General features: G+C 71.4%; 22 protein-coding genes and 1 other RNA gene. 13 read left to right on the top strand and 10 right to left on the bottom strand.

Annotated elements, in window-relative coordinates; all coding sequences use genetic code 11:
- The gene (cpaB, locus tag AC2D8W_RS16500; RefSeq protein WP_484672441.1) at window positions 1-906 is read right to left on the bottom strand and encodes a Flp pilus assembly protein CpaB; all 906 of its coding nucleotides are present in this window, start codon (window positions 904-906) and stop codon (window positions 1-3) included.
- Window positions 907-1089: 183 nt separating this feature from the next.
- Here cpaB and AC2D8W_RS16495 point away from each other — a divergent pair, with 183 nt between their 5' ends.
- Window positions 1090-2019 carry an aldo/keto reductase gene (locus AC2D8W_RS16495; RefSeq protein ID WP_484672440.1) on the top strand — a complete coding sequence of 310 codons (930 nt, stop codon included), beginning with the start codon at window positions 1090-1092 and terminating at the stop codon, window positions 2017-2019.
- A 108-nt stretch (window positions 2020-2127) separates the two neighbouring features.
- A complete protein-coding gene (locus AC2D8W_RS16490) occupies window positions 2128-3342 on the top strand; it encodes a CoA transferase (RefSeq protein WP_484672439.1) in 1215 nt (404 codons plus the stop codon).
- 24 nt (window positions 3343-3366) lie between these two features.
- Here the strand turns inward: AC2D8W_RS16490 and AC2D8W_RS16485 are convergent, their stop codons facing one another.
- The 5 genes from AC2D8W_RS16485 to AC2D8W_RS16465 all read right to left on the bottom strand — a co-directional run bounded on the left by AC2D8W_RS16485 (window position 3367) and on the right by AC2D8W_RS16465 (window position 10591).
- Window positions 3367-4758: an FAD-binding oxidoreductase gene (locus AC2D8W_RS16485; protein ID WP_484672438.1), complete on the bottom strand. Its 1392-nt coding sequence runs from the start codon at window positions 4756-4758 to the stop codon at window positions 3367-3369.
- Between the two features lie 20 nt (window positions 4759-4778).
- Window positions 4779-6656, bottom strand: a complete 1878-nt coding sequence (locus AC2D8W_RS16480; RefSeq protein WP_484672437.1) for an acetyl/propionyl/methylcrotonyl-CoA carboxylase subunit alpha — start codon at window positions 6654-6656, stop codon at window positions 4779-4781.
- Between the two features lie 142 nt (window positions 6657-6798).
- Window positions 6799-8406 (bottom strand): carboxyl transferase domain-containing protein, encoded by a 1608-nt coding sequence (locus AC2D8W_RS16475; RefSeq protein WP_484672436.1) that lies wholly within the window; start codon window positions 8404-8406, stop codon window positions 6799-6801.
- A gap of 9 nt (window positions 8407-8415) precedes the next feature.
- A complete protein-coding gene (locus AC2D8W_RS16470; protein WP_484672435.1) occupies window positions 8416-10071 on the bottom strand; it encodes an AMP-binding protein in 1656 nt (551 codons plus the stop codon).
- A gap of 118 nt (window positions 10072-10189) precedes the next feature.
- Window positions 10190-10591, bottom strand: coding sequence for a GxxExxY protein (locus tag AC2D8W_RS16465; protein ID WP_484672434.1), 402 nt, complete (start codon window positions 10589-10591; stop codon window positions 10190-10192).
- Window positions 10592-10687: 96 nt separating this feature from the next.
- On the opposite strand from AC2D8W_RS16465, the gene AC2D8W_RS16460 reads away from it, so the two are divergent.
- Window positions 10688-11836 (top strand): acyl-CoA dehydrogenase family protein, encoded by a 1149-nt coding sequence (locus tag AC2D8W_RS16460; RefSeq protein ID WP_484672433.1) that lies wholly within the window; start codon window positions 10688-10690, stop codon window positions 11834-11836.
- 172 nt (window positions 11837-12008) lie between these two features.
- A complete protein-coding gene (locus AC2D8W_RS16455) occupies window positions 12009-12791 on the top strand; it encodes an enoyl-CoA hydratase/isomerase family protein (protein ID WP_484672432.1) in 783 nt (260 codons plus the stop codon).
- 96 nt (window positions 12792-12887) lie between these two features.
- On the opposite strand, the gene AC2D8W_RS16450 is transcribed toward AC2D8W_RS16455, so the two are convergent.
- Window positions 12888-13052: a hypothetical protein gene (locus AC2D8W_RS16450; protein WP_293481644.1), complete on the bottom strand. Its 165-nt coding sequence runs from the start codon at window positions 13050-13052 to the stop codon at window positions 12888-12890.
- Window positions 13053-13095: 43 nt separating this feature from the next.
- The gene (locus AC2D8W_RS16445; RefSeq protein ID WP_484672431.1) at window positions 13096-14067 is read right to left on the bottom strand and encodes an alpha/beta fold hydrolase; all 972 of its coding nucleotides are present in this window, start codon (window positions 14065-14067) and stop codon (window positions 13096-13098) included.
- 81 nt (window positions 14068-14148) lie between these two features.
- On the opposite strand from AC2D8W_RS16445, the gene ffs reads away from it, so the two are divergent.
- From ffs to recR, 4 genes are all read left to right on the top strand, one after another.
- An RNA gene (gene ffs / locus AC2D8W_RS16440) (signal recognition particle sRNA small type) lies at window positions 14149-14247 on the top strand.
- 66 nt (window positions 14248-14313) lie between these two features.
- Window positions 14314-16128 (top strand): DNA polymerase III subunit gamma/tau, encoded by a 1815-nt coding sequence (locus AC2D8W_RS16435; RefSeq protein WP_484672430.1) that lies wholly within the window; start codon window positions 14314-14316, stop codon window positions 16126-16128.
- A gap of 104 nt (window positions 16129-16232) precedes the next feature.
- Window positions 16233-16559, top strand: coding sequence for a YbaB/EbfC family nucleoid-associated protein (locus AC2D8W_RS16430; RefSeq protein ID WP_484672429.1), 327 nt, complete (start codon window positions 16233-16235; stop codon window positions 16557-16559).
- Between the two features lies 1 nt (window position 16560).
- On the top strand, window positions 16561-17163 hold the full coding sequence (recR, locus tag AC2D8W_RS16425) for a recombination mediator RecR (RefSeq protein ID WP_484672428.1): 603 nt from the start codon (window positions 16561-16563) through the stop codon (window positions 17161-17163).
- A 17-nt stretch (window positions 17164-17180) separates the two neighbouring features.
- On the opposite strand, the gene AC2D8W_RS16420 is transcribed toward recR, so the two are convergent.
- A complete protein-coding gene (locus tag AC2D8W_RS16420; RefSeq protein WP_293481639.1) occupies window positions 17181-18425 on the bottom strand; it encodes an MFS transporter in 1245 nt (414 codons plus the stop codon).
- Window positions 18426-18543: 118 nt separating this feature from the next.
- Here AC2D8W_RS16420 and AC2D8W_RS16415 point away from each other — a divergent pair, with 118 nt between their 5' ends.
- The 3 genes from AC2D8W_RS16415 (at window position 18544) to AC2D8W_RS16405 (ending at window position 20629) form a co-directional block, all read left to right on the top strand.
- Window positions 18544-19758 (top strand): DNA recombination protein RmuC, encoded by a 1215-nt coding sequence (locus AC2D8W_RS16415; RefSeq protein ID WP_484672427.1) that lies wholly within the window; start codon window positions 18544-18546, stop codon window positions 19756-19758.
- Between the two features lie 72 nt (window positions 19759-19830).
- Window positions 19831-20340 (top strand): peptide deformylase, encoded by a 510-nt coding sequence (locus tag AC2D8W_RS16410; protein ID WP_484672426.1) that lies wholly within the window; start codon window positions 19831-19833, stop codon window positions 20338-20340.
- 91 nt (window positions 20341-20431) lie between these two features.
- Entirely contained in the window at window positions 20432-20629 is a 198-nt protein-coding gene (locus tag AC2D8W_RS16405) for a DUF4287 domain-containing protein (protein WP_484672425.1), read from the top strand.
- A gap of 9 nt (window positions 20630-20638) precedes the next feature.
- Here AC2D8W_RS16405 and AC2D8W_RS16400 read toward each other — a convergent pair whose 3' ends face one another.
- Entirely contained in the window at window positions 20639-20941 is a 303-nt protein-coding gene (locus tag AC2D8W_RS16400) for a hypothetical protein (protein WP_293481635.1), read from the bottom strand.
- 84 nt (window positions 20942-21025) lie between these two features.
- Between AC2D8W_RS16400 and fmt the strand changes: the two genes are divergently transcribed.
- Entirely contained in the window at window positions 21026-21952 is a 927-nt protein-coding gene (fmt, locus tag AC2D8W_RS16395; RefSeq protein ID WP_484672424.1) for a methionyl-tRNA formyltransferase, read from the top strand.
- Window positions 21952-22689 carry a tRNA pseudouridine(38-40) synthase TruA gene (gene truA / locus AC2D8W_RS16390; RefSeq protein WP_484672423.1) on the top strand — a complete coding sequence of 246 codons (738 nt, stop codon included), beginning with the start codon at window positions 21952-21954 and terminating at the stop codon, window positions 22687-22689. Before fmt ends, truA begins: the two co-directional genes overlap by 1 nt.
- Window positions 22690-22701: the final 12 nt, after the last annotated feature.

The raw sequence follows: 22701 nt of genomic DNA, 5'->3' as shown, positions 1-22701 counted from the left end.
TCACGCGACCGGGGTCGGCGCGGCGGGGGCCGCGACCGGGGCCGGCGCCGCCGCTGCGGCCGCCTTCTTCGGAGACGAGCGCTTGCGGGACTCGCCTTCGACGATGACGATCCCGTAGCTGACCGGAGCGCGGTACGCCGTGCGCACGGCGCCGGTGCGGGCGCCGCCGCCCAGGAAGTCGGGCACGCGCATAGGGCCGGCCTTCGCGATCGTGGCCTCGCCGTTCCGGCGCAGCGCCAGCGAGAGCTCGCCGAGCGTGGAGGCGATCGACAGCTTCTGGGAGTCCTCGATCGAGACCTCGAGCGTGGCGGTGTTCGGGCTGGCGGGCTTGGCCGACGTCGGGTCGGCGTTGAGGTCGACGCCCAGGACGCGGACGTTCTGCACGACCACGTGCGAGATATAGCTGCGGGTCGGGCCGTTCGGCGTGAGATCGCGCATCAGCACCACGTCGACGCGGTCGCCGGGCAGCGCGTGGCCGCCCACGCCGGTCGCGTCGTCGACCTTGATCGTGTAGGCGCGGAAGCCCTCGGCGACCTCGGCGGCGACCGTGGGCCGCGCGCCGGGCCCGGAGATCTTCGTGGGCAGGATGGCCTCGGCGGACGCCAGCGGCGTCAGGGCGACCGGAGCGCCCCCGTGGTCGGCGGCCAGGACGGCCTCGACGGTGGTGAAGGATCCTTGCGGCACCGCGCTGCGCGGCGCCTTCACCACCTTCAGCATGCCGGCGTTCAGCTTCTCGCCGTACTTGATGGCGCGGGACGCGACGACCAGGGGCTCGCCGGCGGCCTCCACGCGGGGCCCGGTCGCCTTCGCCGTCGCCGCATTGGGCAGCGCGATCTTGGCCACGAAGAGGGCCCCGAGGCCGAGGACCGCCGAGGCGCCGAGGCTTGCGATGGTTACGAGCCGCATGAAGTCACCCGACCGAGTTTTTCTTGTGTTCTCTCGGGGAGTTAACGATGCCGGCCTTGCAATATCGCCAACGAACGAGGTGAACGGGGCGGCAACCAACCTGAAGAGCGTCGTTCTCCGCTGGCGCGGCTTCGGCGGGTGCGGCTAGGGTCGGCCCGCAAGAACACGGAACGGGAGGTCGCGATGAAGGTCCGCCGGCTGGGAAACTCGGGGCTCAAGGTCAGCGTCGTCGGCCTGGGCTGCAACAACTTCGGCATGCGCATCGACGAGGCGCAGACGCAGAAGGTGGTCGACGCGGCGATCGACGCCGGCGTCACCCTTTTCGACACCGCCGACATCTATGGCGGGACGAAGTCGGAAGAGTTCCTCGGCAAGGCGCTGGGCAAGCGCCGGCACGAGATCGTGCTGGCCACCAAGTTCGGCATGCGGGTGGGCGGCGATCCGAAGAAGCAGGGCGGCTCGCGCAAGTGGATCATGCAGGCGGTCGAGGACAGCCTGCGCCGCCTGGGCACCGACTACATCGACCTCTACCAGCACCACCAGCCCGACGCGGACACGCCGGTGGACGAGACGCTGCGCGCGCTGGACGACCTCGTGGCCCAGGGCAAGGTCCGCTACATCGGCAACTCGAACTACTCGGGCTGGCAGATCGCCGACGCCGACTGGACGGCGGCGGGCGGGACCCGCTTCGTCGCGGCGCAGAACCTGTACTCGCTGCTCGAGCGCGACGTGGAGCGCGAGGTGCTTCCGGCCTGCGAGCACTTCGGCCTGGGCTTCCTGCCGTTCTTCCCGCTGGCCTCCGGCCTGCTCTCGGGCAAGTACCGCCGCGGCGAGGCCCCGCCGGAAGGCACGCGTCTGGCGGCCTGGGGCGCCCGCGGCCAGCAGGCCATGAGCGACGCCAACTTCGACCGGGTCGAAGCGCTGACCCAGTGGGCCGAGGCGCGCGGCCACACGATCCTGGAACTCGCCTTCGCCTGGCTGCTGGGCCATCCGGTCGTGAGCTCGGTGATCGCGGGCGCGACCACCCCTGAGCAGGTCGCCGCCAACGCCGCGACCGCGACGTGGGAACTGACGCCCGACGAGGTCGACGAGGTGTCGAAGCTCGTCGCCTGAGCGGAGCCTGCGGCGACGGCGGCGTTGACTGCCGCAAGGGACATGCACGCCATTCGGCGCCATTCGATCTGGACTCCGGCCTCGCCGGGATAGCCGCGGGGGACTGCGATGTACGACCTGCTGAAGGGCCTGAGGGTGGTCGAGGCCTCGGCCTTCGTGGCGGGACCCACGTGCGGGCTCTATCTCGCGCAGATGGGCGCCGAGGTGATCCGCATCGACACCGTCGGCGGTGGGCCGGACTTCCGCCGCTGGCCCGTCGACGAGAAGGGCGACAGCCTCTACTGGGAGAGCCTGAACAAGGCCAAGAAGTCGGTGGCCATCGACCTCGGCCGGCCCGAGGGCCGCGAACTGGCCCAGCGGCTGGCCGCCGCGCCCGGCGATGACGGCGGCCTCTTCGTCACCAATTTCCCGGTGGACGGCTTCCTGTCGTACGGGACCCTGAGGAAGCTACGCGACGACCTGATCTGCGTGCGGGTGATGGGCTGGGCCGACGGCTCGCAGGGGATGGACTACACCATCAACTCGGCGCTGGGCCTGCCGCTGATGACGGGCCCCCAGGGCGACCCGCGGCCGGTGAACCACGTGCTCGCCGCCTGGGACCTGCTGACGGGCGCCTACTGCGCCTTCGGCCTCGTCTCGGCCCTGCTGGCGCGCATGCGCGGGGGCGGCGGCCGGGAGATCCGCGCGCCGCTCTCCGACATCGGCGCGGCCACAATGGCGAACCTGGGCTTCACGGCCGAGACCCTGATGACCGGCCACCAGCGCCCGCGCATGGGCAACGACGTCTTCGGCGCCTTCGGCCGGGACTTCACCACCAGGGACGGCGAGAAGCTGATGCTGCTCTGCATCACGCCCAAGCAGTGGTCCAAGGCGCTGGACACCCTGGGGATCGCCGGTCAGGTGGCCGAGGTCGAGGCGCGCCTCGGCGTCTCGTTCGCCAGGGACGAGGGCCTGCGCTTCGTCCATCGCGAGCACCTCTATCCGCTGTTCGAGCGGGCCTTCGCGGCGAAGACCGCGGCCGAGCTGACGCCGGCCTTCGACGCCGGCGGCGTCACCTGGGGCAGCTACCAGACGCTCGAGGCCGCGCTCGACGACCCCCGGCTCTACAAGGACAACCCGCTCTTCGAGACCATCACCCACCCCAGCGGCCGGACCTATCCGGCGCCCGGCGCGATGGGGACGATCCCGCAGGACGTGCGCAAGCCCGTGACGCCGGCCCCGCGCCTGGGCCAGCACACCGACGAGGTGCTTTCCGGGCTGCTGGGCCTGTCGGGCGGCGAGATCGCCAGGCTCCACGACGCCGGGATCGTCGCGGGCGCATAGCCGCGGACCGGCGACGGGCCCCCGTCAGTCGAGGATCTTGCCGGGGTTGAGGATGCCCTTGGGGTCCAGCGCGCGCTTCAGGGTGCGCATCAGGGCGATCTCGGGTTCGCTGCGCGACATGGCGAGGTAGGCCTTCTTGTGCAGGCCGATGCCGTGCTCGGCGCTGACCGAGCCGCCGATCGCCTTGAGCGGTCCGTAGACGATGTCTTCGACCGCCTTCTTCACCTCGGGTCCCTTCTCGCCGGTCCAGACCAGGACATGCAGGTTGCCGTCGCCCAGGTGGCCGAAGACGTAGTTATCCACGTTCGGCCAGCGCGCGCGGAGTTTGCCGTCGATCTCGGCGACGTAGGCCGGCATGTCGGCGATCCGCAGCGAGACGTCGAAGGTGACGGCGGGGCCATTGCGGTTCACCTGGCCCACGTCGTCCCGCAGCGCCCACATCTTCGCCCGCTCGGCCTGGCTCTTGGCGATCACGGCGTCGACGATCAGCCCGTCCTCCAGCGCCTTGCCCAGGACCCGCTCGAACCGCTCGGCGTCGGCCGCCTCGTCGCCGCCCAGCGACTCCACCAGGACGTAGAAGGGATAGCCGTGCGGCAGCGGCGGGGTCCCGTTCGCCGGCGGCTTGGTCACCAGGTCGTAGAAGGCCGGCCACATCACCTCGAAGGCCGAGAGGCCGCCGCCCAGGCCGCTCTCCAGGGTCCGCAGGAGGCGCGGGATCGAGTCGAAGTCGTCCGTCGCGACGTAGGCCGTGTTCTGGCTGACCGGCGCGCTGCGCAGGCGCAGCACCGCGCGGGTGACGATCCCCAGCGTGCCCTCGGCGCCGATGAAGAGCTGCTTCAGGTCGTATCCGGTGTTGTTCTTCATCAGCCGGTTCATGGACGAGACGACCGTCCCGTCGGCGAGGACCGCCTCCAGCCCCAGCACCATGTCGCGCATCATGCCGTAGCGGACCACGCGGTTGCCGCCGGCGTTGGTGGAGATGTTGCCGCCGATGGTGGCCGAGCCGCGGGCGCCGAGGTCCAGCGGCAGCAGGAGGCCCTGCGCCTCGGCGGCCTCGCAGGCCACCTGCAGGATGCAGCCGGCTTCCACCGTCATGGTGGCCGAGGCGACGTCGATCTCCTCGATGCGGTTCATCTTCTCCAGGCTGAGCGCGATGGCGTCGTCGGCGGTGGCGCCGCCCGCCAGCCCCGTCTTGCCGCCCCAGGCGGTGACGGGAACGCCCAGACGGTCCGCGACCTTGAGCACCGCCGAGACCTCCGCGGTGTTCCGCGGGAAGACGACCGCGCGTGGCGACCCCAGCCGCATCCACGAGCCCTGCGCCTTCTCCAGCGCGGCCTCCCCGGTGAGGACGGCGGCGGGGCCCAGCGCTTCGATCAGCGCCTCGGCCAGGGGATCGCGGGCGAGGGTCTCGGACATGCGGCGAGCTTACGCCCGCCTCAGGCCCCCGCCAATCGGGCCAGCACGGTCCCCTCGCTCACCTGGGCGCCCACTTTGGCCGTCAAGTCCTCGACCGTGCCGTCGAAGGGGGCGGCGAGGGCGTGTTCCATCTTCATGGCCTCGAGGACGAGCAGGGTCTGGCCCTTGACCACCGTGTCGCCCGCCTTGACCGAGAGCTGGGTGATCTTCCCGGGCATGGGCGCCCGGATTGCGCCGTCGCCGCCCGCGCCGTCCGCGTCGGCCACGGGCGGATGGTCGCGGAACACGAAAGCCTCTCCGCCTTCGAACACGACGACCGCTTCGTCGCTCTCCACGTGCACGAAGCGCGACGGCTCGGCGGGCATCGCGGCCTCGACCGCCCGGTCGCCGTGGAACAGGCGGGTGGTGGCCGCCGGCGGGGCGTTGAGGCGGAAGCCCTTCAGCTCGACCCAGGGCGTGGGCTCGGCCTCGCGGCCTTCCACGCGCTCCCGGAAGGCCCAGCCCGCGGTGGCCGCCGCTTCGGCCGACGGCTCGGCCGGCGCCGTGAGCGCCGCGAGGTCGCGGCCGATCAGGCCCGTGTCGACGCTGCCGGCGATGAACTCGGGGTTCTCCAGGCAGCGCACCAGGAAGGCCGCGTTGGTCTTCACCGGCCAGACCTCGACGTCCGAACAGGCGTCGCACAGCTCGGCGATGGCCTGCTCGCGGTTGGGCGCGTGGGCGATCAGCTTGGCGATCATCGGGTCGTAGTGCGGCGTGATCGCATCGCCCTCGTCGACCCCGGAGTCGCAGCGCACGTTGGTCGGCAGGCTGAAGCTCTCCAGCCGCCCGATCGATGGCAGGAAGCCCGATGCGGGGTTCTCGGCGTAGAGGCGCGCCTCCACGGCGTGGCCGGTGAGGCCGATCTCGTCCTGGCTGAGCGGCAGCGGCTCGCCCGCCGCCACGCGGAACTGCCATTCCACCAGGTCGAGCCCGGTCACCATCTCGGTCACCGGATGCTCCACCTGCAGGCGGGTGTTCATCTCCATGAACCAGATCCGGTCGCCCTTCAGGCCGTCGCTGGCGTCGGCGATGAACTCGACGGTGCCGGCGCCGACATAGCCCACCGCCTTGGCGGCCTTCACGGCGGCCTGGGTGACCGCCGCGCGGGCCAGGTCGCTCATGCCCGGCGCGGGCGCCTCCTCGATCACCTTCTGGTGGCGGCGCTGCAGCGAGCAGTCGCGCTCGTAGAGGTGGACCACATCGCCGTGGGTGTCGCCGAACACCTGCACCTCGATGTGCCGCGGACGGGTGACGTAGGTCTCCAGCAGCACCCGGTCGTCGCCGAAGCTGGCGGCGGCCTCGCGTCGGCACGAGTCCAGGGCCGCTTCGAACGCCCCGGCGCTCTCCACCAGGCGCATGCCCTTGCCGCCGCCGCCCGCCACCGCCTTGATCAGCACGGGATAGCCGATGCGGTCGGCCTCGGCCTTCAGCCGCGCCGGGGACTGGTCTTCCCCGAGGTAGCCGGGGGTCACCGGCACCCCGGCCTTCTGCATCAGGGACTTTGCGGCGTCCTTCAGGCCCATGGCGCGGATCGCCGACGGCGGCGGGCCGATCCAGATGAGGCCCGCCGCCGTGACGGCCTCGGCGAAATCGGCGTTCTCGGAGAGGAAGCCGTAGCCCGGATGGATCGCCTCGGCGCCCGCGGCCTTGGCGGCCGCGATGATCTTCTCGCCCGCCAGGTAGCTCTCGCGCGCCGGCGCGGGTCCGATCAGCACCGCCTTGTCGGCGTCGCGCACGTGGGCGGCGTCGCGGTCGGCCTCCGAGAACACGGCCACGGTCTCGATGTTCAGGCGCCGGGCGGTGGCGAACACCCGTCGCGCGATCTCGCCCCGGTTGGCGACGAGTACGGAGCGGAACATCAGAAAGCTCCGTGGCGCGTCAGCGCCGTTGGAAAGGAACCACGGACCACACGGAGGGCACGGACGCGTCGGTGTGGTCCGTGTGGTCCGTGGTTCCAATGAATCGCGCCGGCGGCGCGGATCGTGGCGGCCATGTCGCGCCTCACATCCGGAACACGCCGAAGCGCGTCTCGGGGATCGGCGCGTTCAGCGCGGCGGAGATGGAGAGGCCCAGGACGTCGCGGGTCTGGACCGGATCGATGACGCCGTCGTCCCACAGGCGCGCCGTGGCGAAGTAGGGATTGCCCTCGTCCTCGTAGGTCTGGCGGATGGGGGCCTTGAAGGCCTCCTCCTGGTCCTTCGTCCACTTACCCGCGTCGCGGTGGACGGTGGCCAGGACCGCGGCCGCCTGCTCGCCGCCCATCACGCTGATGCGGCTGTTGGGCCAGGTCCACAGGAAGCGGGGGCTGTAGGCGCGGCCGCACATGCCGTAGTTGCCGGCCCCGAAGCTGCCGCCGATCAGGACGGTGAACTTGGGCACCTCGGCGCTGGCCACGGCCGTCACCAGCTTGGCCCCGTCCTTGGCGATGCCGCCGGCCTCGTACTTGCCGCCCACCATGAAGCCCGAGATGTTCTGCAGGAACACCAGCGGGATCTTCCGCTTGCAGGCCAGCTCGATGAAGTGCGCCCCCTTGAGCGCGCTCTCCGAGAACAGCACCCCGTTGTTGGCCAGGATCGCCACGGGATAGCCCCAGATGCGCGCGAACCCGGTGACCAGGGTGGTCCCGTACAGCGCCTTGAACTCGTCGAAGCGGCTGCCGTCCACGATGCGGGCGATCACCTCGCGCACGTCGTAGGGCGCGCGCACGTCCTGCGGCACGATCCCGTACAGCTCGGCCGGGTCGTAGGCCGGGGGCTCGGGGACCTCCAGGGCGAGGCCATGCATCTTGGTGGTGTTCAGGTTGGCGACGATGCGGCGCACGATCGCCAGCGCGTGTTCGTCGTTCTCGGCCACGTGGTCGACCACGCCCGAGCGGCGGCCGTGGACGTCGGCGCCGCCCAGGTCGGTGGCCGAGATCACCTCGCCGGTGGCCGCCTTCACCAGCGGCGGGCCGCCCAGGAAGATCGTCCCCTGGCTCTCGTCGCCCGCGCCGCGGACGATCACCGTCTCGTCGCTCATGGCCGGCACATAGGCCCCGCCCGCCGTGCACGAGCCCATGACGCAGGCGATCTGGGCGATCCCCTCGGCGCTCATGCGGGCCTGGTTGTAGAAGATGCGGCCGAAGTGCTCGCGGTCGGGGAAGACCTCGGCCTGGTGCGGCAGGTTCGCGCCGCCGGAGTCCACCAGGTAGACGCACGGCAGGCGGTTCTGCAGCGCGATCTCCTGCGCCCGCAGGTGCTTCTTCACGGTGATCGGATAGTAGGCTCCGCCCTTCACCGTGGCGTCGTTGGCCACGATCACCACCTCGCGGCCCGAGACGCGGCCGACCCCCGTGATGACGCCCGCCGCCGGCGCCTCGTCGTCGTACATGCCGTTCGCGGCGAGGGCGCCCACCTCCAGGAAGGGCGCGCCCGGATCCAGGAGCCGCATCACCCGGTCGCGGGGCAGGAGCTTGCCGCGCGAGACGTGGCGCTGGCGGCTCGCCTCGGAACCGCCGAGCGCGGCGGTCGCGGTGCGCGCCCGCAGCTCGTCGGCCAGGCCCCCGTTGACGGCTGCGTTGGCCGCGAAGGCGGCGGACGCCGGATCGACCGCCGAAGTCAGTTTCCTCATGGCCGCGACTTACGCCGTTCTTTCGATGCTGAGGTCAAGTTCGGCGATCATGGCCTCGCGCATGGCAAATTTCTGCACTTTTCCCGTGACGGTCGTGGGGAAGCCTTCCACGAACTTGATGTGCCGTGGAATCTTGTAGTGGGCGATCTGGCCGCGGCAGAAGTCGCGCACCGCCTCGGCCTCCAGCGCCTCGCCCGGCTTCAGCACGATCCAGGCGCAGAGCTCCTCGCCGAACCTCGGATCGGGGACCCCGATCACCTGCACGTCCTGCACGGCGGGGTGGCGGTAGAGGAACTCCTCGATCTCGCGCGGGTAGATGTTCTCCCCGCCGCGGATGACCATGTCCTTGATGCGGCCGGTGATGTTGCAATAGCCCTCGTCGTCGATGACGCCGATGTCGCCGGTGTGCATCCAGCCTGCGCCGTCGATCGCCTCGGCGGTCTTCCCGGCGTCGTCCCAGTAGCCCAGCATCACCGAGTAGCCCCGGGTGCACAGCTCGCCGGGGACGCCGCGCGGGGTGATCCGTCCTTCGCCGTCGACGATCTTCACCTCCAGGTGCGGCTGGATCCGGCCCACGGTCGAAACCCGCCGCTCGAGGCTGTCGTCGCAAGAGGACTGGAAGCTGACCGGGCTGGTCTCGGTCATGCCGTAGGCGATGGTCACCTGCGGCATGTGCATGTGCTCGACCACCTGCCGCATCACCTCGATCGGGCAGGGCGAGCCCGCCATGATCCCGGTCCGCAGGGACGACAGGTCGTAGGCGGCGAAGTCGGGGTGTGCGAGGGCGGCGATGAACATCGTCGGCACGCCGTAGAGGGCCTGGCACCGCTCTTCGGCCACCGCCTCCAGCACCGCCGCCGGATCGAACGCCTCGGCGGGGTAGACCATCGTGGCGCCGTGGGTCACGCAGCCCAGGTTGCCCATCACCATCCCGAAGCAGTGGTAGAGCGGCACCGGGATGCAGAGTCGGTCGCCCGCCTGCAGCCGAATGGCCTCGGCGACGAACCAGCCGTTGTTGACGATGTTGTGGTGGCTGAGCGTGGCGCCCTTCGGGAAGCCGGTGGTGCCGCTGGTGAACTGGATGTTGATCGGGTCGTCGAACTGCAGGGCGGCGGCGACCTCGGCCAGGGCCGCGCGCTCGGCGCGCTTGGCTGTGCCGGCGATGTGCGGGAACGACTGGCAGCCGCGGTGGGGATCGTCGCCGATGGTGATCACCGCCTCCACCGTCGGCAGCTTCCCGGCCTCGCGCAGCTGGCGGACCATGGCGAGGTATTCGCTGGTCTTGTGGCGCACCGCGATCACCAGGGCCCGGCAGCCCACCTTGTTGATCGCGTACTCGGCCTCGGAGAGGCGGTAGGCCGGGTTGATGTTGACCAGGATCAGGCCCGCCTTCGCCGTCGCGAACTGGGTGATGGTCCATTCGGCGCAGTTGGGCGCCCAGATCCCGACCCGGTCGCCGCGCGTCAGGCCGAGGGCGATGAGGCCGGCGGCGAAGGCGTCCACCTGCGCCTTGAGCTCGGCGTAGGTCCAGCGGATCCCCTGATGCCGCGAGATGAGCGCCGGGGTGTCCGGATGGGCTGCGCAGGTCTCGTCGAAGAGCGCCCCGATCGTCTTGCCGATCAGCGGGCTCGCGCTCGCCCCATGGACGTAGCTCAATCCCGACACCTCGCCCTCCCGCCGTTTTGCGCAGGATGGCTTCCGCGGTCGCTGGTGTCACGGGGTAACGCCACGACGGCAGCGGTGGTCCGGGGCTTAACCACGAACCACACGAACCACACGAACATCACCGGACGAGGCGCTCGATCTGGGCCTTCGAGGCCCCGCCGAAGTTCACGAGGAGGCCGACCCTGAGGCGCGAAGCCCGCAGGTAGTTGATCACTTGGGCGCGGTGTTCAGGCGCGAGTGCGCTCACAGCCTTGAGCTCAACGATCACGGAGCCGAAGCAAATGAAGTCGGGAACATAGACTGCGCGGAGCGCGCTTCCCTTGTAGTCGAGGCTTAGCTTGGGCTGGGCCACGAAGGGCAGATCGCGCCTTGCGAATTCCAGAGCGAGACTCTCCTGGTAAGCCGCTTCCAGGAAGCCCACGCCCAGCACGCGATTCACCTCAAAGACCGCACCCTGGACCGCGAACACCTCCTCGCGGTGCAGCAGTCCTTCGTGGGGTTCGTGTGGTTCGTGGTCCATCTTGCGGCTGTCCGGCTCGCGGTGGAATGGAACAATACATGAACATGGCCGGCGGTCTAGGCTCACGCAGGGTCGGCGTGGCAGAGAGCGGGGGCGATGACCGAGAGCTTTCCTGAAATCCGCGAGGCCGTGCGCAAGCTGTGCGCCCGGTTCCCTGGGGCCTACTGGCGCGAGCTGGACCGGGAGCGCGCCTATCCCACGGCGTTCGTGCAGGCGCTGACGGAGGCCGGGTTCCTGTCGGTGCTGATTCCGGAGGAGTACGGCGGGTCGGGCCTGGGGCTGGGCGCGGCGGTGGCCGTGCTGGAGGAGATCCACCGATCGGGCTGCAACGGCGCCGCCTGCCATGCCCAGATGTACACCATGGGCACCGTGCTGCGGCACGGCACGCCGGCGCAGAAGGAAGCGTACCTGCCGAAGATCGCCACGGGCGAACTGCGCCTGCAGGCCTTCGGCGTGACCGAGCCCGACGCCGGCACCGACACCACGCGCATCTCCACGGTCGCCCGGAAGGTCGGCGACACCTACGTCGTCTCGGGCCGGAAGATCTGGATCAGCCGCGCCGAGCACTCCGACCTGATGGTCCTGCTCTGCCGCACCAGCCCGCGTCGCGACGAGAAGCCGTCGGACGGCATGAGCGTGCTGCTGGTCGACATGAAGGCGGCGGTGGGGAACGGCCTCACCATCCGCCCGGTCCGGACCATGCTGAACCACGCCACCACCGAACTCTTCTTCGAGGACCTGGTGGTGCCGGCGGCGAACCTCGTGGGCGAGGAGGGGAAGGGCTTCAGGTACATCCTCGACGGGATGAACGCCGAGCGGATCCTCATCGCCTCGGAGTGCATCGGCGACGCCCGCTTCTTCATCGACCGCGCCGGTCAGTACGCGAAGGACCGCGTGGTCTTCGGCCGGCCCATCGGCGAGAACCAGGGCGTCCAGTTCCCGCTCGCCCGCGCCTATGTGCAGATGACCTCGGCCAGCCTGATGGTCGACAAGGCCGCCGAGCTCTTTGAGGCGGGCCAGCCCTGCGGCACGGAGGCCAACATGGCCAAGCTGGTCGCCTCCGAGGCCAGCTGGTTCGCCGCCGACATGTGCCTGCAGACGCACGGCGGGTTCGGCTTCGCCGAGGAGTACGACATCGAGCGCAAGTTCCGCGAGACGCGGCTCTACCAGGTGGCGCCCATCTCCACGAACCTGATCCTCAGCCACGTGGCCACCCACGTGCTGGGGCAGCCCAAGAGTTTCTGAGGGCGAGCTTCGCGGCGCGTCAGCGCCGAAGGTGAATTGACCACGAACCACACGAACCACACAAACACGGTCCTGCCGACCAGCCCGGCGCCGAGGTATGGCCGCGCGCATTGTGGTTCGTGTGGTTCGTGGTCGAATTTGACAGCGCCTGCGGCGCGCACGGGGTGAGGCGATGAACTACGAGACGATCAAGGTGACCACGCCCGAGCCGGGGATCACGGTCATCACCTTCGCGCGGCCCGAGGTGGCGAACGCGCTCTCGACGCAGATGGGCCGCGAGCTGCTGGACGTCTGGAGCCGGCTGCGGGCCGACGAGGCGCTGCGGTGCGTGATCCTGGCCGGTGAGGGCCGGCACTTCCAGGCCGGCGCCGACCTCAAGGAGCGCAACGGCATGACCGACGAGGCCTGGGCCGAGCAGCACCGCCTGTTCGAGGCGATGATCCGGGCCCAGCTCGCCTGTCCGGTTCCCGTGATCGCCGCGGTGCAGGGCGCCGCCATGGGCGGCGGCTGCGAGATGACCCTGGCGTGCGACTTCGCCTACGCCGCCGAGGGCGCCCGCTTCGGCCTGCCCGAGGCGGGCCTGGGAATCCTGCCGGGCCTCGGCGGCACGCAACTGCTGACGCGCGCGGTCGGTCCGCGCCGGGCCATCGAGATCCTCACCACCGCCACGCCGTTCCCGGCCGAGAAGGCGCTCGAATGGGGTCTCGTCAGCGACGTCGTCCCGGCGGACGCCCTGATGGACACGGTCCTCTCCGTGGCGCGGCTGATCGCCAGCAAGGCGCCGCTGTCGGTCCGCGGCGCCAAGCGGGTGGTGCATGGCGGCCAGGACCTCGACCTGAAGCAGGCGATGGACCTGGAGCTGACCGTCTACAACCACCTCTTCACGACGCAGGATCGCCGCGAGGGTGTCGCCAGCTTCAACGAGAAGCGGACGCCCGCCTTCCGCGGCGCCTAGGGTTCAAACTCGGTTCGATATCGGCGATTTCGACAGCTTCCGACCGTCCCGGCGAATGCCGGGACCCGGATCCTGCCCGGATCTTGGGTCCGGACCCTAGCGCTTCATCCAGGGTTTCGACGCGCCGGCGGCGATGCCCGAGGCGGGTCGCTTGGCGCCGCGTCCGCCCGGGGGCTGCGGCTTGGCCTGCAGGGCCGCCGTCTTGAGCCGCAGCGCGCGCTGCATCGGGGTCTCGGGCGCGTCGTCCGGGGGCTGGGTCATGCGCCACCTTAGCACGGCGGGCGACGCTGTGCGTCCGCCTCCGTCAGGGCGTCCCGGCCGCGCGTCCCGCCGCGTGGCGCAGCACGTGTTCGACCCCGTCCACGGCCGCGTCGCCGTGGACGAGTCCCAGCATGGTGCGGTGGTTGGCCTCGGGCAGCGCCCGCAGCATGGGGAAGCGCGACGCCCGCGCGGGCGCCTGGCGGACCTCGTCCCACATCGACATCTGCGCGGTGCGAGGGCCGGCGGTGATGACGGCGACGGGCCATTCCGGGCGCAGCGGCCCGGCCGCCGCGGCCTGGGCCGCCGCGGCGCGCCAGCCCTTGACCTCGGCGTAGGCGTTGCGGCTCTGCCGTCCGGAGATGAAGCCCCGCCGCTTCTCCGCGCGTCCCTGCGGCGGCAGGCCGATGCGGTCGCCCCACCAGTAGAGGGGCTTGGTCAGGCCGAGGCTCCCGGCGACGGCGCCGAACTGGGCGATCCGCTCCATGGCCGCGGCGAACCGCTCGGCCTCCGGGCGCTCCACCATCTCGGGCGTCACCGCGTCGAGCAGGACCAGGCCCACGACCTGTTGCGGGTTCGCGGCCGCGAACTGGCGGAGGTACAGCCCCGCCATGGAGTGGCCCATCAGGACATAGGGGCCCGTTTCGCCGGACGCGGCCATCAGCGCCTTCATGTCGGCGACGATCGCGTCGCCGTCCCGGGGCCGGGGCCCCGGGTCCGAGTACCCCATGCCGGCGCGGTCGTAGGCGCACGACCGGAGCCCCCTGGCCGCCAGCTTCTGCTGGATCGCGGCGAAGTCCGCCGCGCCGCTGAACGCCCCCGACTCCATCCAGACGGTGGGGCTGGCGCCCTTCGGGCCCTCGCAGACCAGCCGCAGCTGACGGCCGCCGATGTCGACCATCTCGCCCCGGGCCTTGGGGAGGCGGCTGATCACCTCGGCGGCGACGGCGACCGAGCCCCACGCGACGGCGAGGAGGGCGACAAGCATGAGGATCCAGCGGACGACACGGCGAAGCATGGTCCCTGCCTAGCCTGTTTGCCGGGGCGTGCGCCACCACGCCCCCTTGCCGCCGCGCGCCCCATGGGCCATATGCCGCCGCGGAGATCGGCGGCGGACGAACGCCCCGCCAACCTGGTCAGGGCCGGAAGGCAGCAGCCACAACGGGTCACGGCTCGGGTCGTTGTCCGGTCTCCACCTCAGCTTCCACGCTTTTCTGAACCCTCCCACTTTCGCCGGGACCTGCCGTCCCGTTACATGGCCTGCATGGGCGAAGACTTCGAGCGCGACGATTCCCCGCCCGAGCGGGACCCGAACACCGGGGACATGTTCGGTGACGCGCCCGCGCCGGCGCCCAGGCCTGCCGCCGAGGAGCCGGGCGCGGCCTACACCGTCATCGCGCGGAAGTACCGGCCGCGCAGCTTCGACGACCTGTACGGGCAGGAGGCGATGGTGCGCACGCTGCGCAACGCGTTCGCCCATTCGCGGATCGCCCATGCCTTCATGCTCACCGGCGTCCGGGGCGTGGGGAAGACCACGACCGCCCGCCTGCTGGCGCGTGCGCTGAACTACGAGAGCTCCGCCGTCCACGCGCCGTCTCTGGACCTGCGCGAGGAGGGGATTCACTGCCGCGCCATCATCGAGGGGCGGCATATGGACGTCCTCGAGCTCGACGCCGCCTCGCGCACCGGCGTGAACGACATCCGCGAGCTGACGGACTCGGTGCGCTATGCGCCGGTGGAGGCCCGCTACAAGGTCTACATCATCGACGAGGTCCACATGCTGTCGACCGGGGCGTTCAACGCGCTCCTGAAGACGCTGGAGGAGCCGCCGCCGCACGCCAAGTTCATCTTCGCCACCACCGAGATCCGCAAGGTCCCGGTGACGATCCTCTCCCGTTGCCAGCGGTTCGACCTGCGACGGGTGGAGCCGGAAGTCCTGGTCAAGAACCTGGAGATGATCTGCGAGAACGAGGGCGCGCGCGTCGAGGCCGAAGGCCTGATGCTGATCGCCCGCGCCGCCGAGGGCAGCGTCCGCGACGGACAGTCGATGCTGGATCAGGCGATCGTCCAGGCCGAGCCGGGACAGACCGTCACCGCCGCCTCGATCCGCGACATGCTGGGCCTCGCGGACCGGGCGCAGACCATCGGCCTGTTCGAGCAGATCATGCGCGGGGAGGCGGGTCCCGCCATCGAGACCTTCCGCCAGCTCTACGGCTACGGCGCCAACCCGGACCAGGTGGTGATGGACCTCCTGGACCATACGCACGGCGCCTCGGTGGCCAAGACCGTGGGGCCGCAGGCGCTGGTGATGCCGAAGGACCAGGCCCAGCGGCTGGCGGCGGTCGGGGCCGCGGTCTCTGCGGGGACGCTCGCGCGCATCTGGCAGCTGCTGCTCAAGGCCTACGACGAGGTCCGGCGCGCGCCGGACGCGGCGGCCGCCGTGGACATGGCGCTGATCCGGCTGGCCTATGCGGCCGACCTGCCGGGACCGGAAGAGGCCCTGAAGCGGCTGCAGGCCGGCGAGTCGCCCGCCGGGGGCGGTCCCGGGTCGGGGCGGCCGACGTCCGGCGGTGGTTCCGGCGGCGGCGGGGGGGCCGCATCGGCCGTGGCGCGCGCGGCGATGCCCGCAGCAGCCCAGCCGTCCACCGAGCCGGTCGCCTCGCTGCAGACCTTCGAGGACCTGCTCAAGCTGATCGACCGCCGCCGCGACATCACGCTGAAGCTGGACGTGGAGCGGTTCATCCGTCCGATCAGCTTCCGCCCGGGGGCGATCGAGTACGAGCCGGCCCCCGGCGCGCCCGCCAACCTGGCCCAGCGGCTGGTCGGCCGGCTGAAGGAATGGACCGGCGAGCGCTGGTTCGTGACCGCCCAGGGCGGCGGCGGCGCCGAGAGCCTGTGGGAGAAGCAGAAGCGCGAGCAGCGCGAGGTGCGCGCCGCCATCGAGCAGCACCCGTTCGTGCAGCAGGTGATGCAGGCGTTCCCCGGCGCCGAGATCGTCGGCATCCGAAACCTGGAACAGGCGGCCGAGGCGACCCCTTCGGAAGCGCCGCCGCCGGACGAGGACGGAGACGAGGCGTGACCCGGCTGCGGAAGCGGCGGGAGACTTCGGATCGCCAGGCCGTCCTGGCGCGCTTGGTGATCCTGGCGGTGGACGAGAGCGCTGCGGCGCAGTGAGTGGGTGAGATGAAAGACCTGGGTTCCCTGATGAAGCAGGCGCAGGCCATGCAGCAGCGCATGACCGAGGCGCAGGAGAAGATCGCCGCGCTGGAGGTGGAGGGCACCTCGGGCGGCGGCATGGTGAAGCTGACGCTCAAGGGCACGGGCGAGCTGGCCCGCGTGACCTTCGACGAGAGCCTCATGGCGCCGGGAGAGGGCGAGGTGGTGGCCGACCTGGTGGTCGCCGCGCACGCCGACGCCAAGCGCAAGCTGGACGCCGCCCAGGCCGAGGTGATGCGCGAGGCCGCCGGGCCGCTGGCGGGGCTCAACATCCCCGGCATGCCGAAGTTCTGACTTGGCCGCGTCCGCCGGACCCGAGATCGAGCGGCTGATCGGGCTCCTGTCGAAGCTGCCCGGGCTTGGCCCGCGCTCGGCGCGCCGCGCCGCGCTGGCCCTGCTGAAGCGCCGCGACCAGCTGCTGCTGCCGCTCGCCGACGCGCTCTCCGAGGCGGCGCAGCGGGTGAAGACCTGCCACGTCTGTGGCTCGCTCGACACCCAGGATCCCTGCGCCATCTGCGCCGATCCCCAGCGGGACGCCTCGCTGATCTGCGTGGTGGAGGAGGTGGGCGCGCTGTGGGCCATGGAGCGGGCCGGGGCCTTCCGCGGCCGCTACCACGTGCTGGGCGGGCTGCTGTCGGCGCTGGATGGCGTGGGCCCCGAGGCGCTGAAGGTCGGGCCGCTCGTGAACCGCGCGACGGACGCCGGCGTGCGCGAGGTGATCCTGGCGCTTCCGGCCACGGTGGACGGCCAGACGACCGCCCACTACCTCGCCGACCGGCTGGGCGGCGCCGACGTGAGCGTCACCATGCTGGCCCGCGGCGTCCCCGTGGGCGGAGAACTGGACTGGCTCGACGACGGCACCATCGCTCAGGCGATGCGCGCCCGGCGGCCGGCCTGACGGGGTCCGTCAGGGCCCTAGGCCTTCGCGCTCCAGTCCAGGGGCGCGATGCGGCGCACGATCAGGCCCCAGCTCACGACGCCGGTGAGGGTGACCGCCGCGGCCACCACGAAGGCGCCTTCGAAGCCGCCCGTTCGGTCGACGATGATCCCCGTGATGATCGGACCGGTGATGCCGGCGCAGTTGGCGATGGCGTTCTGGACGCCGATCCACTTGCCCGCCGCCTTGGGCCCGGCCAGCGTCTGGCCGGTGGCGAAGATGTGCGGCCCCACCGCGCCCAGGCCCACCGCGACCACGAACAGGCTGGCGATGGCCGCCGTGGGCGGCAGGACCGCCGCCGCGGCCAGGCCCGCAGAGGCCACCAGCAGGGTGGCGACGAAGAAGAACTTGCGCACCGCGTTGGGCGATCCGCCCGCCTCGATCCTCCGGTCCGAGATCACGCCGCTGCCCCAGGCCGAGGCCGCGTAGACGAGGTAGATGACGCCGCCCAGGGTGGCCATGTGCGTGAGCGAATAGCCGTGCGCCTGCACGAGGTAGAGGGGCATCCAAGAGACGATGAAGTAGAAGCCGAAGTTGACGGCGAAGTGGCCCAGGGCCGCGCCCCAGAGGTCGCGCTGGGCGAAGATGCGGGCCAGGCTCGGGCCGTCGGCGGCGTCCTCGGGCGGCGGCGCGGCAGCCAGGGTCCGCGTGGTCAGGAACCAGGGGACGACCCAGGCGAGCGACAGGGCTCCGAACAGGATGAAGATCCCGCGCCAGCCCAGCTCGGCCATCAGCAGGCCGCCAAAGAAGACGCCCACCGCGGGGCCCAGGGAGACCCCCAGCAGCGTCATGGCGTTGGCCGCGCCGAGGCGGCTGGCCGGCACGTGCCGGGCGATGATGGTGGACGAGCAGGGAAAGGCCGACGCCTCGCCCAGGCCCAGCACGAGCCGCAGCACGAGCAGCACGGCGAAGCCGCTGGCGAACCCTGTGAACAGCGTGGCGAGCGACCAGAGCGCGAGGCCTGCGGCCAGCGTCATGTAGGCGTTGACCCGGTCGGCGAGCCAGCCGGCCAGCACGAGGCCGGGCGTGTAGGTCCAGAAGAACGCCGAGATCAGGACCCCGATCTCGGACGCGCTCAGCGACAGCTCGGTCTTGAGCAGCGGGGCGGCGGTCGCAAGGTTCCCCCGGTCCACATAGTTGATGAAGATCGCGAGCCCCAGCAAGGGGACGACCAGCGGGCTGAACGCCGCGCGCAATGGCGCGGCCTGCGCTTGAGCCGTCATCTGTGTCGCGTCCTCCCCCGAGTGCGGCGGATGCTGGCACGCCCCGCGGGGCGTGGCCAGAGGGCGCGCCGTCGACTCCCGACTCGCCGCGACTCACTCTGCGCGCTAGGAACACAGCATGAACGGTCTGCTTTTCCTCGCCATCGGCTGCGTGCTCCTGGCCGCGGCCGCCGTCGCCTGGGCGCTGCGCGAGCGCGGCCGGGCCAATACCGCCGAGCTGAAGGCCCGCCTCGTGGAGGGTCACGGCGACCTCCTGGCCGCGCAGCTCACCCAGCAGGCCTCCAGCCTCGCCGAGGAGATCCTCAAGCGGAACGAGGAGCAGGTGCGCAGCCGCGAGCAGCTGGCCCAGGCCCGCCTAGAGGCCCAGCTGAAGCCCGTGGCCGATACGCTGCAGAAGTTCCAGGAGCAGGTGACGGCGGTCGAGAAGGCGCGCGCCGAGGAGACCGGCGGCCTGAAGGAACAGATCGCCCAGCTGCTCGCCGCCTCGGCCGCCACGCAGGACGAGGCCCGCAAGCTGTCGGCGGCGCTGCGCCGCGGCGCGGGCGTCCAGGGCCGCTGGGGCGAGCAGACGCTGCGCAACGTGCTGGAGGCCGCCGGCCTCGCCGCCCGCTACGACTTCGAGGAGCAGGCCTCGACCGACACCGAGGAGGGCCGCCGCCGCCCCGACGTGACGGTGAAGCTGCCGGGCGGCGGGCTGTTCGTGATCGACGCCAAGTGCTCGCTGAACGCCTTCCTGGAGCTGCAGGAGGCCACGGACGACCTCGGCCGCGACGCCGCCGGGCTGCGCCACGTGCAGAGCGTGAAGGGGCACATCCAGGGCCTTTCGGCCAAGGCCTACTGGGACCAGTTCGAGGCCTCGCCCGACTTCGTGGCGATGTTCGTGCCGCTGGACTCCGCGCTGGCCGCCGCGCTCGACCGCGCGCCGGACCTGATGAGCGACGCCATGGACCGGCGCGTCGTGATCGTGACCCCCAGCACCCTCTTCGCGCTCTGCAAGGCGGTGGCCTACGGCTGGCGCGTGGAGGAGCAGGCGGTGAACGCGCGCCAGATCGCCGACCTGGGCAAGGAGCTCTACAAACGCATCGCGGTTATGGGCGGTCACGCCGGCTCGGTCGGCAAGGCGCTGGAGGCCGCGGTCTCGCGGTACAACCAGTTCGTGGGCTCGCTCGAGACCCAGGTGCTCACCCAGGCCCGCCGCTTCGAGGACCTGAAGGTGGATCACCAGGGCAAGGAGATCCCCGAGCTGGCCGTGATCGAGACCGGGGTGCGCCCGATCACCAAGCTGCTGGAGGCCGAGGCGCCCACGGTGCGGCTCGCGGCCGGCGGCGAGTAGCCGCAGCCTGGCCGGCCGCCGCAGGCCATGCCCGACCTTGACGCTCAACTATCGCCCGCTTACCTGCCGCCCATGGCCCTGAGAGAGATCCTCGTCGTTCCCGACGCCCGCCTGAAGCAGGTGTCCCAGCCGGTCGCGGCGGTCGACGACGACCTGCGCGCCCTGATGGACGACATGCTGGAGACCATGTACGCGGCGCCGGGCATCGGCCTGGCCGCGATCCAGATCGGCGTTCCCAAGCGTGTCATCGTGATGGACCTGGCCCGGGAAGGCGAGGACCGCCAGCCGCGCTACTTCGTGAACCCCGAGATCCTCTGGGCCTCGGACGACACCGCGCCCTACGAGGAGGGCTGCCTGTCGGTCCCCGAGATCTACGACGAGGTCGAGCGTCCGGCCCGCGTGAAGCTGCGCTACCTGAACTACAAGGGCGAGCAGATCGAAGAGGACGCCGAGGGCCTCTTCGCCGTCTGCATCCAGCACGAGATGGACCACCTCAACGGCGTGCTGTTCATCGACCACCTGTCCCGCCTGAAGCGCGAACAGGCCATCAAGAAGGTCAAGAAGCAGGCCAAGGCGGCCTGACCCCGCGACTCCAAATGTCGGGGCCGTTCGCGCCCGTTCGTCCTCTGGCGAGAGAGCATCAGAAGAGGATCGCGCGGTGGCGGAAGAGCGGATGAAGGGACCGGCGTCCTACTTCCCGTCCATAGAGAAGCGGTACGGGCGCCCGATCTCGGAGTGGCAGGACCTGGTTCGCCAGCGGCTCCCAGCCAAGCACATGGAACTCGTCGCCATGCTCAAGGCCGAACACGGCATGGGGCACGGTCACGCCAACGCCATCGTGGCGCACACGCTGGCCCAGGAGCCGCGGTAGCCATCGGGCTCAGTGGTTGGGGTCGTGCGCGGCTTCCTCGCTTTCCTTCTCCACCTTGGCGACGCCTTCCCGCGCGCCTTCCGCCGCGCCCTTGGCGGCGTTCTTGATGACCTGACCGGCGTCGCCCGCGGCCTCCTTGATCTCGGCGCCCATCTCCTTGAGCTCGGGGCTGTTCACCGCGTCCCGGGTCTCGGCGGCGACCTTGCCCGCGGCGGCCTCGGCGTCGTTGCCGGCGTCGCGGCGCTCGGCCTCGGTGCACGCTCCCACCGCCAGCGCGAGGCCCAGGCTCGCGGCGATCATCAGTTTCGCCATGTCGGATGCTCCCTTGATCGCCCGGGAAACGGCCGCGCTTGCGGCGAAGTTCCCTTGGCCGCCGCGGGCGGCTAAGAGCGCGCCATGCGCCTGGCCTTCCTCGGCACTCCGGACTTCGCCGTCTCCGCGCTCGCCGCCATCCTGGACGCGGGGCACGAGGTCGTGTGCGTCTATTCGCAGCCCCCCGCGCCGCGCGGGCGCGGCCATGAGCTGAAGCCGTCGCCGGTGCACGCCTTCGCCGAGGCGCGGGGGATTCCGGTGCGGACGCCGGCCTCGATGCGCGATCCCGGAGAGATCGCGGCGTTCCGGGCGCTGGACCTCGACGCCGCGGTCGTCGTGGCGTTCGGCCAGATCCTGCCGCGCGAGGTGCTGGAGGCGCCGAGGCTGGGCAGCTTCAACGTGCACGGCTCGCTCTTGCCGCGCTGGCGCGGCGCCGCGCCGATCCAGCGGGCGATCATGGCGGGCGACGCGGTCACGGGCGTCCAGGTGATGCGCATGACCGAGGGCCTCGACGAGGGTCCTGTGCTCGCCACCGCCACCGTCCGGATCGGCCCGCTCGACACGGCCGCGACCCTCCACGACCGCCTGGCGGCCGCGGGCGCCGAGCTCATCGCCCGGACGCTGCCGCACATCGAGGCCGGGACGGCCGTCGAGACGCCGCAGGCCGAGGACGGGATCACCTACGCGAAGAAGATCAGCGCGAAGTTCGCCCGCCTGGACTGGACGAAGCCGGGCCGGGTCCTGGACGGCAAGATCCGCGGCATGTCGCCGTTCCCGGGCGCCTGGTTCGAGCTGCCGACGGAGAAGGGGCCGGTCCGGGTGAAGGCGCTGCTGTCGCGCTTCGAGGACGAGCCCGGCGAGCCGGGCGTGACCCTGGACGACGCCCTCCTGGTCGGGACGGGCGAGGGCGCCGTTCGGCTGCTGCGGGTCCAGCGCGAGGGCCGCGGGCCGCAGGACGCCGAGGTCTTCCTGCGCGGGACGCCCGTGCCGGCCGGGACGCGGCTGGGCTGATGCCCCGCTACCGCCTCCTGGTCGAGTACGACGGCCGGCCGTTCCACGGCTTCCAGGCTCAGGCCGACCTGCCCTCGGTGCAAGGGGCGCTGGAGCGCGCGGTGCTCAGGTTCTGCGGCGAGACGATCCGCGTGGGGGCGGCGGGGCGTACCGACACCGGCGTGCATGCGACGGGGCAGGTGGTCCAGGTGGACCTCGCCAAGGCCTGGCCGGCCGACACGGTCCGCAATGCGCTCAACTTCCACCTTCAGCCCGACCCCGTGGCGATCCTGTCGGCGGAGCTGGCGGAGGAGGGCTGGCACGCGCGCTTTTCCGCCACCGGCCGTCGCTACCGCTACCGCATCCTGAACCGCATGGCGCCGCCCGCCCTGGACCAGGGCCGCGTCTGGCACGTGAAGAAGCCGCTGGACGCCGAGGCCATGCACGAGGCCGCGCAGGTGCTGGTGGGCCATCACGACTTCACCACCTTCCGCGACCTGGCCTGCCAGGCGAAGTCGCCGGTGAAGACGCTGGACGTGGCCGACGTGCGCCGCGAGGGCGGCGAGGTGATCCTGGAGTTCGCCAGCCGCTCGTTCCTGCACCGGCAGGTGCGCTCGATGACCGGCACGCTGGCCGAGGTCGGCGTCGGCCGCTGGACCACCGCGGACGTCGCCGCCGCCCTGGCCGCCCGCGACCGGCGCGCCTGCGGCCCCGTGGCGCCGGCGGAGGGCCTCTACCTGACGCACGTGGGCTACTGAGGCGGTCGTCGC

It is taken from the genome of Phenylobacterium sp. T106 (genome assembly GCF_057219735.1).
This window is presented reverse-complemented; position numbering and strand designations above follow the sequence as displayed.